This window comes from Phyllobacterium sp. P5_D12 (genome assembly GCF_054049495.1).
Genome location: NZ_JBFUMG010000090.1, coordinates 1 through 12667, shown reverse-complemented (window position 1 = coordinate 12667; position 12667 = coordinate 1). Strand labels below are relative to the sequence as shown.

12 protein-coding genes are annotated in these 12667 nt (G+C 56.4%); 4 read left to right on the top strand and 8 right to left on the bottom strand.

Annotation, left to right across the window (positions count from 1 at the left end; genetic code table 11):
• Together ACXJ5O_RS08780 and ACXJ5O_RS08775 are read left to right on the top strand one after the other, a co-directional pair.
• Positions 1 to 243 (top strand): tellurite resistance TerB family protein (locus ACXJ5O_RS08780; protein WP_457299553.1); only part of this gene is annotated, 243 nt, incomplete at its 5' end.
• A gap of 9 nt (positions 244 to 252) precedes the next feature.
• Positions 253 to 987 (top strand): glutamine amidotransferase, encoded by a 735-nt coding sequence (locus tag ACXJ5O_RS08775; protein ID WP_457299552.1) that lies wholly within the window; start codon positions 253 to 255, stop codon positions 985 to 987.
• A 5-nt stretch (positions 988 to 992) separates the two neighbouring features.
• On the opposite strand, the gene ACXJ5O_RS08770 is transcribed toward ACXJ5O_RS08775, so the two are convergent.
• Together ACXJ5O_RS08770 and aqpZ are read right to left on the bottom strand one after the other, a co-directional pair.
• Complete coding sequence (locus tag ACXJ5O_RS08770) at positions 993 to 2234, bottom strand: MFS transporter (RefSeq protein ID WP_457299551.1); 1242 nt, start codon at positions 2232 to 2234, stop codon at positions 993 to 995.
• Positions 2235 to 2362: 128 nt separating this feature from the next.
• Positions 2363 to 3085 (bottom strand): aquaporin Z, encoded by a 723-nt coding sequence (gene aqpZ, locus ACXJ5O_RS08765; protein ID WP_457299550.1) that lies wholly within the window; start codon positions 3083 to 3085, stop codon positions 2363 to 2365.
• A gap of 259 nt (positions 3086 to 3344) precedes the next feature.
• On the opposite strand from aqpZ, the gene ACXJ5O_RS08760 reads away from it, so the two are divergent.
• Together ACXJ5O_RS08760 and ACXJ5O_RS08755 are read left to right on the top strand one after the other, a co-directional pair.
• Positions 3345 to 3635: a YggT family protein gene (locus ACXJ5O_RS08760; protein ID WP_112525134.1), complete on the top strand. Its 291-nt coding sequence runs from the start codon at positions 3345 to 3347 to the stop codon at positions 3633 to 3635.
• A complete protein-coding gene (locus ACXJ5O_RS08755; RefSeq protein WP_457299549.1) occupies positions 3632 to 3961 on the top strand; it encodes a DUF167 family protein in 330 nt (109 codons plus the stop codon). Before ACXJ5O_RS08760 ends, ACXJ5O_RS08755 begins: the two co-directional genes overlap by 4 nt.
• 4 nt (positions 3962 to 3965) lie before the next feature.
• Here ACXJ5O_RS08755 and ppa read toward each other — a convergent pair whose 3' ends face one another.
• From ppa to ACXJ5O_RS08725, 6 genes are all read right to left on the bottom strand, one after another.
• Complete coding sequence (gene ppa / locus ACXJ5O_RS08750; RefSeq protein WP_112525138.1) at positions 3966 to 4502, bottom strand: inorganic diphosphatase; 537 nt, start codon at positions 4500 to 4502, stop codon at positions 3966 to 3968.
• A gap of 169 nt (positions 4503 to 4671) precedes the next feature.
• The gene (locus ACXJ5O_RS08745) at positions 4672 to 5178 is read right to left on the bottom strand and encodes an N-acetyltransferase family protein (RefSeq protein ID WP_457299548.1); all 507 of its coding nucleotides are present in this window, start codon (positions 5176 to 5178) and stop codon (positions 4672 to 4674) included.
• A 120-nt stretch (positions 5179 to 5298) separates the two neighbouring features.
• Entirely contained in the window at positions 5299 to 7128 is a 1830-nt protein-coding gene (gene typA, locus ACXJ5O_RS08740; protein WP_457299547.1) for a translational GTPase TypA, read from the bottom strand.
• Positions 7129 to 7266: 138 nt separating this feature from the next.
• Positions 7267 to 8652 (bottom strand): magnesium transporter, encoded by a 1386-nt coding sequence (gene mgtE / locus ACXJ5O_RS08735; protein ID WP_457299546.1) that lies wholly within the window; start codon positions 8650 to 8652, stop codon positions 7267 to 7269.
• A gap of 381 nt (positions 8653 to 9033) precedes the next feature.
• On the bottom strand, positions 9034 to 11475 hold the full coding sequence (locus tag ACXJ5O_RS08730; RefSeq protein WP_457299545.1) for a GcvT family protein: 2442 nt from the start codon (positions 11473 to 11475) through the stop codon (positions 9034 to 9036).
• Between the two features lie 251 nt (positions 11476 to 11726).
• Positions 11727 to 12629, bottom strand: a complete 903-nt coding sequence (locus ACXJ5O_RS08725) for a phosphotransferase (protein WP_457299554.1) — start codon at positions 12627 to 12629, stop codon at positions 11727 to 11729.
• Between the last annotated feature and the right edge of the window lie 38 nt (positions 12630 to 12667).

Genomic DNA, 12667 nt, shown 5'->3' with positions numbered 1-12667 from the left:
GATCAGGAGGCCGTCGACCTCTACAGTTTCACCAGCATCATCAAGCGCAATCTTGACGAAGAGGCTCGCATCAGATTCATTGAGCTGATGTGGGATGTCGTTTTTGCCGATGGTAGCGCGCATGAGCTGGAAGACAATGTCGTCTGGCGTGTTGCGGAACTGATCGGCGTATCGACACGCGACCGGGTGACCATGAAACGACAGGCAGCGGTTCGCGCAAAACAGACGGTGCAAGAGGAATAGGCCGAGCGAATGTACCAAACTGGATGGATGGAAAGCGGACAGTCGCATCGTCCCAAGATCCTGACGGTGCTGCACCAGGAGCGTTCCAGTCCCGGCCGCGTTGGCCATTTACTGGTCGAAGCAGGGTTTGCCCTCGACATTCGCCGCCCGCCCCTTGGAGATACATTGCCCGAAACGCTGGAAGACCATGCAGGAGCCGTCATTTTTGGCGGCCCGATGAGCGCCAATGATTCGGAAGACTTTGTACGCGCAGAAACCGATTGGCTGTCCATACCACTCGCAGAAGACAAGCCCTTTCTCGGCATTTGCCTGGGCGCGCAGATGCTTGCCAATCATTTGGGTGGTCGTGTTGGGCCCCACCCGGATGGCCTTGTCGAAATCGGCTGGTATCCGCTCGAACCGACGGAAGCTGGTCGCGCTTTGATGGACTGGCCGTCGATGGTTTATCATTTCCATCGCGAAGGTTTTGAATTGCCACAGACTGCAACCTTACTGGCGACAGGCAGCTCCTACCCCAATCAAGCGTTCCGGTATGGCGAGAATGCCTGGGGTGTCCAGTTTCATGCGGAACTGACACGGGCCATGATGCATCGTTGGGTTGTACGAGGCGCGGAACGGTTTACCCTGTGCGGTGCGCAGCAGGGCCGCGACCACCTGGACGGACGGATGATCTATGATTCAGTGCTGAGGGCCTGGTTGCATCGCTTTCTTGCGACGATTTTTGGGGCACCTGTATCGGCTTGAGCTGATTAGGTCCTGCCTTGCAAATTCCGYGCTTTGCGCAATTGCGGGAACCAATAGGCCCAAAGGCCGGCAACGGCTACTGTTCCAAGGCCACCGAAGACAACGGCGGGCACGGTACCGATCAGCGAAGCCATGACGCCAGCACGGAATTCGCCCAATTCGTTGGATGCGCCGACAAAAACCATGTTGACGGCGTTGACCCTGCCTCGCACATGATCCGGCGTCCACAATTGCAACAGCGTCTCGCGGATATAGACGCTGATCATGTCAGCCGCACCCATCAAAGCAAGCACTACGATCGACAACCATGCAATGTCGGAAATGCCAAACATGACCGTAAGCAATCCGAAGAGCGCGACGAATGCGAACATGATCATTCCAGCATGATCGCGAATAGGGTGCCCGGTCAACCAGACCGCCGTCACAATGGCACCGATACCCGGTGCAGCCCTCAGCATGCCAAGGCCCCACGGGCCGAGCTGCAAGATATCGCGCGCATAAACCGGCAGAAGCGCCACGGCTCCGCCGAGCAGCACAGCAAACAGATCAAGTGAAATCGCGCCAAGAACCACCTTCTCTTTCCAGATGTAGTGGAAGCCGGCCAGTAAAGTTTGAAGCGATCTTGTTTCGTGCAGGGTATGCTGGGCGGGTTTTGCGATGGAGAAAGTGCTCAGGGTCGCGATGACAAGCATCGCGGAGGCGACGCCGTAGGCTGAGACAGGAGAAAGACCATAGAGCAGACCCCCGGCGACCGGTCCGACGATTGTTGCAATTTGCCAGGCCGAGGAGTTCCAGGACACGGCGTTGGAAAACGTTTCCGCCGGCACAAGATTAACGACCAAGGATGAGGAAGCAGGTCCGAGGAATGCTCTGCCAACACCAAATCCCGTGAGAATGATGAAAACCAATGCCGGCGTAAACAGGTGGGTTATCGTCAATAGCAGCAGCAGAGCGGCGCAGATTACCTCGACACACAACGAAAGCCCCATGATCAATCGTCGCCCGAACCGGTCGGAAGCTGCACCGGTAATAAGCACGAGCAGCAGCGATGGTGCGAATTGTACAAGCCCAACGATGCCTAGATAGAAGGGGTCGCGCGTCAGATCATRGATCTGCCAGCCGACGGAGACGCTGATGATCTGGATGGCAAATGAACCAAAGAAGCGTGCCAGCCAATAGCGGGTAAAGGACGAATGGCGAAACGCGGCATATCGATCATGCGCAGCATTCGTTTCGGAGATGGTCATTTCGTTGAAAGGCTCCGGAATCGGGAGCTTTCTTCTAGACCAGTTTAGGGAGAATGGGGATAAGGAAAATCAGAAATATTATTCGAGAGGGAAAGCAAATGGGCCGGCTCGAACCGGCCCATTTTGGTTCAAGCCGCGTTTACAGCTGCAGTAACAGGAGCGTCTGAATCTTTGCTGAGCAAGGATTTCCAGATGATTGCGCCGAGTACCGCACCAATGAGCGGGGCGGCCCAGAACAGCCAGAGCTGGCCAAGCGCGGCGGTTTCTGCGAAAAGGGCGACGCCGGTGGAACGAGCCGGATTGACGGAGGTATTTGTCACCGGAATCGAAACTAGATGGATCAGCGTCAGGCCGAGACCAATGGGGATTGGTGCAAACCCAGCCGGAACGGAAGCTGAGGTCGCCCCAAGAATGATCATGATGAAGAAGGCAGTGAATACGATTTCTGCGACAAGTGCGGCGACCAAGCCATACTTGCCGGGCGACAGGTCACCATAACCGTTGGAAGCGAAGCCGCCGGCGGTGAAGTCGGCCTTGCCGGATGCAATCAGATAAAGGACGGCAGCTGCAACAATCGCACCAACAACTTGTGCGATCCAGTAGGGGATGAGATCCTTGAAGTCGAAGCGTCCCGCAACGGCGAGGCCGAGCGAAACAGCGGGATTGAAATGGCCGCCGGAAATTCCGCCGACTGCATAGGCCATGGTTAGAACCGTAAGACCAAACGCAAAGGCAACACCAAGCAAACCAATACCGACATCGGGAAATGCAGCGGCAATAACGGCACTGCCGCAACCGCCGAGGACAAGCCAGAATGTGCCGAAGAACTCGGCCGACAGTTTATTGAGCATGGAAACCCCCTTGGATGAAAAGCGGGCCGGGATAGCCCGAATCACGCCGCAAATTTATTCCGGTTTTCAGAATTCAACAATATCGGTCAAGATCAAGTCGTCGTAATACCTTAGGCGCATTTGAAGCCCCGAATAGACGGGCCATGAATACTGCCACAATAATACTTGGAGGGGCTGTGCTGCGTTTTGCCGGTGATCGCAACCTCTTGCTCGCGGGCCAGCCAATCGCTACATGTCGTGGAAATCTTAGGAGACCTGTATGCTCGCCCTTATCCGCACCATCGATCTGGCTCTCGACATTTACACATGGATTCTCATTGCCAGTGCGATCTTCTCATGGCTCTATGCCTTCAACGTCATCAATTCGAGCAATCGCTTCGTTGCGTCGATAGGAGATTTTCTCTATCGCGTCACCGAACCCGCATTGCGACCCATTCGCCGCTTTCTTCCTGACCTCGGCGGTATCGATATTTCCCCGATCGTACTCTTGTTGATCATATTCTTCATTCGCCAGTTTCTCTGGACCACGATCGCCCCGATTCTGGTTTGACCAGAAAGCCATCGCATTTCCGCACGGAGCGTAACGGCGTTACTCTCTTTGTGCGGCTGACGCCGAAATCAGTAAGGGACGCGATTGAAGGTGTGGAAGAGACTGACGACGGGCGCTTCCATCTGAAAGCACGGGTGCGGGCGGTTCCTGAAAACGGAAAGCCCAATGCAGCGCTGGTAAAGCTGCTGGCAAAGCGGTTGGATCTTGCGGCGCGAGACGTAACAATTGCTGCAGGAACAACTTCGCGGCTGAAGCAGGTAAGAATTTCGGGCGATCCTGACGAACTGGCTTTGAAGCTTGCCGTTCTCGAACCGCCCGAAGATTGATCGATCAGGCCTTTTTGGCGTTGTGGCGTTCGATTGCTTCGGTGATGAGCTGGCGGGCGGCATCTTCATCGCCCCAATCTCCTATCTTCACCCATTTGCCGGGTTCCAGATCCTTGTAGTGCTCGAAGAAATGCTGGATCTGTTTGAGCGTGATGTCGGGAAGATCGGTGTAATTGTGCACCTTCTCGTACCGTAGCGTCAGGTGAGGCGAAGGAACGGCAATGATCTTTTCGTCCTGTCCCTTATTGTCTTCCATAACGAGGACACCGATCGGACGGACATTGATCACACTTGTAGGCATCAATGCGCGCGTGTTGCAGATCAATACATCGATGGGGTCGCCATCATCCGACAACGTATGCGGCACGAAACCGTAATTGCCCGGATAGGTCATGGGCGTGTGCAGGAAGCGATCGACGAACAACGCGCCCGAATCCTTATCAAGCTCGTATTTGATCGGTTGACCGCCGACCGGGACCTCGATGATAACGTTTACATCTTCAGGGGGATTGTTGCCGACAGCAATGGCATCGATGCGCATATTTTCAGAGTCCTTATGAGTATGGAAGTCCTGTACTGATTTTTATACCGCGGCGCAACAATGCCGTCGCCCCTACGTAAGGAAAACGATTGATAGGCTTATTGAGCGCGAATGGCAAAACACAACTCGGGATTTGAGCTGCGAAGGAAGAATCTGGCCCAAACCGGCATCAATTCCAAACAAAAGCGACCTTCTTGAGCGTCTTGCCATCGAAACACTCGACACCCTCGGCGACATCGCGGCCACCGGCGCTCTGGTAGAATGAAATCGCAAGGTTGTTGTCCTCGAGCGCCCAGATCACCATACCCTTCAGGCCTTGATCGCCAAGACTGCGGCGAGCGGCGCCCAGGAGGCGAGTACCCAGACCGAAACCCTGATATTCCGGCCTGACGTAGAGTTCGTAAATTTCACCCTGTTGCTGCAACTGGCGGGCGCGGTTTGGCCCAAGCGTCGCATAGCCGGCAACGATACCGCCGACATCGGCCACGAGGATCTGTGTCGAGCGCTGGATTGCCTTTGCCCACCAATTGGCGCCGCGACGCTCCAACATATTGTTAAGCGCGCGGTGGGGTATGATACCTGCGTAGGCGCCCTGCCAGGCAGCCAGATGAATGGCTGAAATCGCCACCGCATCGGCCATATGTGCCCGTCTTATCTCGATCACATGGGTGTTCATGGTCCCTTAACCATAGACCCGCAACCCGCGAGTTCGCAACATCCAAAAAAGCGTTTTGGGTGTGCACGAAAACAAAAAAGCGGCGAAGATCGCCGCTTTTTTCATGAAGGACAATTAAACTCAGGCAGCGCCTGCAGTCTTGCTGCTCTTTTCGAAACGTTTGCGTTCGTTTGGATCGAGGTAAAGCTTGCGCAGACGAATTGATTTCGGAGTTACTTCCATCAGCTCGTCGTCCTGAATCCAGGCAAGAGCACGTTCCAGTGTCATCCGGATCGGCGGGGTCAACTTGACCGCTTCATCCTTGCCTGCAGCACGAATGTTGGTCAGCTTTTTACCCTTGAGGATGTTCACTTCAAGATCATTGTCACGCGAATGGATGCCGATGATCATGCCGGCATAGACCTTTATGCCAGCCTCGATAATCATTGCGCCGCGATCTTCAAGGTTCCACATGGCGAAAGCTACGGACTCTCCCTGATCGTTGGAGATCAGAACGCCATTGGTACGGCCGGCGATTTCACCCTTGAAAGGCTCGTAGGCACGGAAAAGGCGATTCATGATCGCGGTGCCGCGCGTATCGGTCAAAAGTTCCGACTGGTAGCCGATGAGTCCGCGTGTCGGCGCATAGAATACCATGCGAACGCGATTACCACCGGACGGACGAAGCTCGACCATTTCAGCCTTACGTTCGGACATCTTCTGGACAACGGTGCCGGAGTATTCCTCGTCGACGTCAATCAGCACTTCTTCGATGGGCTCAAGCAAAGTGCCGGAGTCGTCTCTTTTCAAAACGACGCGAGGGCGCGATATGCTAAGTTCAAAACCCTCACGGCGCATGTTTTCAATGAGAACCGCGAGTTGCAATTCGCCGCGACCCGAAACGAAGAATGAATCCTTGTCGTCGGATTCCTCGACCTTCAGCGCAACATTGCCCTCAGCTTCCTTCATCAGGCGGTCGCGAATGACGCGACTCGTAACCTTGTCGCCCTCAGTGCCAGCCAGCGGACTGTCGTTGACAATGAAGGACATGGTAACAGTCGGGGGATCGATCGGCTGTGCATGCAGGGCTTCGGTCACTTCGAGCGCGCAGAATGTGTCCGCGACGGTCCCTTTCTGCAGGCCTGCGATAGCGACGATGTCACCGGCGTGGGCTTCTTCGATCGGCTGGCGTTCCAGACCGCGGAACGCCAGTATCTTCGAGATACGGCCCGTCTCAAGCTGGGTGTCATCGCCATGCAAGACTTTGACCTGCTGGTTCGACTTGACGGTACCAGAATGAATGCGGCCGGTGATGATGCGGCCAAGGAATGGATCGGCTTCAAGGATGGTGCCGATCATCTTGAACGGACCTTCACCAACAGTGGGCGCAGGGACGTGATCGAGAACCATGTCAAACAGCGCTGCCAGACCCTGATCCTTCGGGCCTTCCGGGCTCGTCGCCATCCAGCCGTTACGGCCGGAGCCGTAAAGAATTGGAAAATCAAGCTGTTCGTCCGTAGCATCAAGAGCGGCGAAGAGGTCGAAAACTTCGTTCACGACTTCTTCGTGACGGGCGTCGGGACGATCGATCTTGTTGATCGCTACAATTGGACGAAGGCCAACTTTCAAAGCCTTGCCAACGACGAACTTCGTCTGCGGCATGGGGCCTTCGGCGGCATCGACGAGAACGATAGCGCCGTCCACCATGCTGAGGATACGTTCGACTTCGCCGCCGAAATCAGCGTGGCCCGGGGTATCGACAATATTGATACGTGTATCTTTCCAGATGACCGAGGTCGCCTTGGCAAGGATGGTGATCCCGCGCTCGCGCTCTATGTCATTGGAATCCATCATCCTTTCGCCGACCCGCTGATTGTCGCGGAAATTGCCAGACTGTTTCAAAAGTTCGTCAACGAGCGTGGTTTTGCCATGGTCAACGTGTGCGATGATCGCGATGTTGCGCAGTTTCATAAGGTTCTCTTTTGGAGGATTGTGGACGCCATCTGAGCTGCGCCGCTTTACATTTGCGCGCTCCATACATGTTTTTTCGCAAATGCGAAAGGGGGCAAAGCATTTTGGTCTGCATGGCTGCCATGCAGACCAAATGTTTTAAAGCAATGTTCCGGACAGGATAACCAAGGCAATACTGAAGTAAATCACCAATCCGGTTACATCAACAAGCGTTGCCACGAACGGCGCCGAGGCGCTCGCGGGATCGAAGCCGAGCTTCTGCATGGCGAACGGCAGCATTGACCCGGCCAACGAGCCGAATGTCACAATTCCGACCAGCGCTGTGCCGACCGTCGCGGCGACGAGCGGCCAGTGCTGACCATAATCAAAGAGTCCAAGCATCTGCCACGTCGTAATCCGAACCACGCCGATCAGCCCGAGGAACGAGCCGAGTACGAGGCCTGTCGGAATTTCGCGCAATGCGACCCGCCACCAATCCTTCAACCGCAATTCCTGCAACGCCAGGGCGCGGATGAGCAAAGACGTGGCTTGAGAGCCGGAATTGCCGCCGGAACTCATGATAAGCGGGATAAAAAGGGTCAAAACGACTGCTTTCTCCAATTCCCCTTCAAAATGCTGCATGGCGCTGGCGGTCAGCATTTCGCTCAAGAACAGCACGCCGAGCCAACCAGCGCGTTTGCGCAGCATCTGCACGAAACCGATCTGCATGTAAGGCTTGTTCAAAGCCTCCATGCCACCGAACTTCAGTGTATCCTCGGTCATCTCCTGGGTCATGGCGTCGATCACGTCATCGACGGTGACGATACCGATGATCTGGTTGTTGTCATTTACGACGGGGACGGCAAGTAGATCATGCTTGCGGAAGAGCCGCGCCACGTCTTCCTGATCGGTCAGCGGAGCAACTGTCACAGGGGCGACGTCGCGGCCGACACTCATGATCGAAGCGTCCGGTTCGCTGGTGATCAGGCGGCGCAGGGTTACGACCCGCAACAGATTTTTTGTTGCCGGATCAGTGACATAGATGGCATAGATGGTCTCCCTGGACCGCTCCACTTCGCGAATATGCTGTAGCGTTTGCGCGACGGTCCAGTTGGAGGGCACGCTGACGAATTCGGTCGTCATCAGACTACCCGCCGTATGCGGCGGATAGCGCAGGAGCTTGCGCAACGCGGCCGTCGTTTCGGGCCCGAGGCCGACAACAAGCCGGGCCCGGGTCTCCGTATCGAACTCATGAAAGATGTCGGTGACACGGTCGATGGACATTGCGTCAAGGAGTTGCCGTGCGGTCTCGGCCGGCAATCCCTTTATGATACCGGCCGCGTCGTGCAACTCCGGCTGATCCAGGATCAGGACGGCGTGCTCGTGCGGCATGTCGGCAAGAATCTCAATAGATTCAAATAGTTCGAGCTCGTTAAGAAGCTCGATCGCATCCGCAGCATGCATTGTTGCAAGCTGTTCTGCGAGGGTCAGCACGGGTGCCAGCTCGGCATTGTCCGCACCTGTGGGAAAGCGAAGATCGTTCATTTAGCTCGCCTTTCTGTCGATCCGCCGTCACAGGGGATCGAGGCGAGCTGATCTCAGATCAGGCCACGATCGCCGTTGACGGCGCAAACAATCGACTACTACTGTCGTCGCTGGGCATGAGAGATTTAACTCCGGTTGAAGATATACAGACTTGTGGACACAGGTCCGCACGATCTGCATTTGGTCCTGTCGAAGGCCAAAGTCAAGTCTTTTGATTTGCTGCGAAAAACACAACTTCGTGCAACTAAATTTCGCGCTCAGATTGACAAACATGCGCCGGAATCGACGATTGTTGTGTGGGTTTTGCCAACTCTTATGCAGGATTCGACTCATCTTGCGCCAAAAACGCAGACGACCGCCCACTTTCCGTGTCGGAAGGCTCTAGCCCTTCACCCGCGCATTTTCGGGGTCATACAGTGGCTCCAGATGGACTTCAGCAGCGTAACGTTCATTGGCGACGATGAGCTCGTATTTGCCCTCGTTGAGGAAAGCATCGCTGAGACCATCCGCGTTGCGCACATAGCCCAGACCGATCGGACTATCGACCGTGTAGCCATAGCCGCCGCTGGTGAGATAACCGACGGGCTCGCCATTGCGCAGGATGGTTTCGCGGCCGAGCAGTACAACGTCCTTGTTCGTGACTGTAAACGTTGCGAGGCGTTTTTTGAGCGAAGTGGCATGGATGGCCTCGCTCGCCTGGCGTCCTACGAAGTCGGTGTCCTTGCGCAGTTTCACCGCCCAGCCGAGCCCAGCCTCGAAAGGTGAGTCATTCGGGGTGATGTCGGAACCCCAGGCGCGGTAGCCCTTCTCCAGACGCAGGGATTCGAGTGCCCGATAGCCGACCGGCCTGATGTCGAATTCTTGGCCGGCTCGCATCAGGGCATCAAAGACCTCGCCGGTTGCAGCTATTGGCACATGCAACTCCCAGCCGAGTTCCCCGACATAGGTGACGCGGAGCGCCCTAACCGAAGTACCGGCGATCTCGATCTCGCGAACATGGCCGAAGGGAAAGGCGGCGTTGCCGACATCGGCGTTGGTGACCCCGGCTAGCACGTCGCGGGCCTTGGGGCCCATCAGCGACAGGGTTCCGAAGTCCTCGGTTACGTCGGTGAGTTTCACATCCAGGTCTTTGCCGATGTGATCCCGGATCCAGGCGAAGTCATGGGTGCGAAAGCCGGTGCCGGTGACGATGTAGAACCTGTCATCGGAGAGCCGTGCAACGGTTAGGTCGCACTCGATGCCGCCGCGTGTGTTCAAGAATTGGGTATAGGTCAGGCGGCCTGAAGGTTTCGACACATCATTGGCGCAGATGGTGTCGAGGGCCTTTGCGGCGTCCCTGCCGGTCAACTCGAACTTGGCAAAGGAAGACTGGTCGAAAATGCCAACCTTGTCGCGCACGTGCCGGTGTTCTTCTCCGACGGCATCGAACCAGTTCTGGCGGCCCATGGAATAGACGTCTTCCGCGGGCATCCCTTCGGGTGCAAACCAGTTCGGCCGCTCCCAGCCGAGCTTGGAACCGAAGACGGCGCGATGCTTTTGCAAGCGCTGATAGAGCGGCGAGACGATGGCGGGGCGCCCGGACACATATTCCTCGTGCGGAAAGCCGATCGTGTAGTGTTTGCCATAGGCTTCCAGCGTGCGGTCGCGGACCCAGTCCCGATTGCGGTGGAGATTGGAGAAGCGCCTGATATCGACGGTCCAGAGGTCGAGTGGCGCTTCGCCATCGACGGCCCATTGGGCCAGCACCCAGCCCGCGCCGCCGCCTGAGGCAATACCAAACGCATTGAAACCAGCCCCGACGAACATGTTGGAACACTCCGGTGCGACGCCGAGGATGAAATTGCCGTCCGGCGTAAAGCTCTCCGGGCCGTTGATCATCTGCTTGACGCCAACGGTTTCAAGCGCGGGGATACGTTCGATCGCAGCGTGCATATGCTGCTCGAAATGATCGAAATCATCATCGAACAGGCGGAATTGCCAGTCGTTCGGCACATCGCCGGTCATCCAGCTTTGCGGATTGGGTTCATAGCCGCCCATGACCAGCCCGCCGACCTCTTCCTTGAAGTAAGTGCGGCGGTCCGGATCGCGGATCGTGGGTGCATTGGATGAAAGCCCGTCGATCTTTTCGGTGATGATATATTGATGCTTGACCGGCTGCAGCGGCACATTGATGCCGGCCATCTCACCGACCTGCCGTGCCCATTGGCCGGCGCAGTTGACGACCTTTTCGCAGGAAATGTCGCCTTGGTCGGTCTTGACCTTGACGATCCGGTCGCCATTCATCTCGAAGCCGGTGACGCGTATATTTTCGATCAGTTTCGCGCCATGCATGCGGGCGCCGCGCGCCAGAGACTGGGTAATGTCAGAAGGGCTGGCTTGCCCGTCGGTTGGCAACCAGCTTGCGCCAACGAGATCATCGACACGCATCAGCGGGAACATGGCCTTGACCTCCTGCGGGGGGAGGAGGTGCATTTCCATGCCGAAACTTCCCGCAGTGGTTGCGAGGCGGCGGAACTCGGTCCAGCGATCCTGATTGGTGGCCAGGCGCAGACAGCCGGTCATTTTCCAGCCCGTCGCAAGGCCGGTTTCCTCATCGAGCCGTTTGTAGAGATCGACGGAATATTTGAGGACGCGGGTAATCGACGCGGAGGAACGCAGTTGCCCGACCAGCCCTGCCGCGTGCCATGTCGAGCCGGAGGTCAATTGCCCCATCTCCAGCAATACCACGTCGGCCTTGTGATCCTTGGCAAGATGATAGGCCGTCGAACAGCCGATAATCCCGCCGCCAATGACGACAATCTGGGCATGGGAGGGGAGGGTCATATTAATATAGTCTCTCTATGTAAGGCAGTTTTTCCTGACGCTTGTTGGCAGAAGGCACCGCCTCCTACCCTCCCCCTTGTGGGGAGGGAGGCTGCGCAGCAGCAGGGAGGGGCTTTTTGATCCGAGTCTGTGCGTGTCGCGAATAGGTTTTGATAGTCAAGAAAGAACCCCTCCCCGTCGCTTCGCTCCGTCCCTCCCCACAAGGGGGAGGGTAGGAGGCGGTGCCTTCTGCATGAGCGGATAAACTTGCCCTATTTTCCATAGGTTGACCTATAATGATCGAGCGCCTGATCAAGCTTCGATAAATTTTCGGTAGTATAAGCGACGTAGTCAACGCCCGGGGCGTCGAGGTAAAGCTCGGAAACCATGCTCCACATGGCTTCGCGTAGCAGCGAGGCACATTGCATGGCGGCATGGGCGCGCTTGAGTTCGCGGTCGGGGGCACCTTGAAAATATGCGGCAAGCAAGGCCTCGGATTCGTCTTCGCTTAATCCCGCATTGGAGGCAAGGCCCGCAAGATCGAACATCGAAGTCGAAAATCCCGCATATTCGAAATCGATCAGCCAGAGGCGGTTGCCATCATCGAGTATGTTGGCGGGCAAGAGATCGTTGTGGCTGAAGATGATCGGCAGCGGCCGTTGTGCGGCTTCCATTTCCGCCGCGATGGCAAGATAGGTGGCAAGGTGCGATACCATGCGGCTGTTGCCCGCCTTCAGCGTGCGGGCATAGTCACGGATGACATGGAACACCCAGAACATGAAACCCGGTCCGAGAATATGTTCGGGCATCGTCATGTGGAACTGCCGGATCATATGCGCCACGCGTGAAATATTGGCGCGAACATCGATTGCGGAATAGGTGCTCGCGCCGAGGAACGCGGTGACCATGACGCCGTCGCCCGCATGGAACAGTTCCGGCGCAAAACCGGCGCGATGGGCCGCCTCGGCCGTCATCGCCTCGCGGTCGCGGAATACGTGGTGAAATGGATAGTCCTTGCCGAAGCGAACGACATATTTGCGACTGTCATCCTCGACGACATAGCTCTCGTTGCTAATGCCGCCCTTCAAAAGAGCAATATGAATATCGCCCTGCCAGAGTGGCAGAGCGGTAATACGTTCTTTGACTGCGGAAGAGATTGCAGAAGTTGCTGTCATCGGCTGACAAATACGTGGTTCGACAGACTCACCATGAC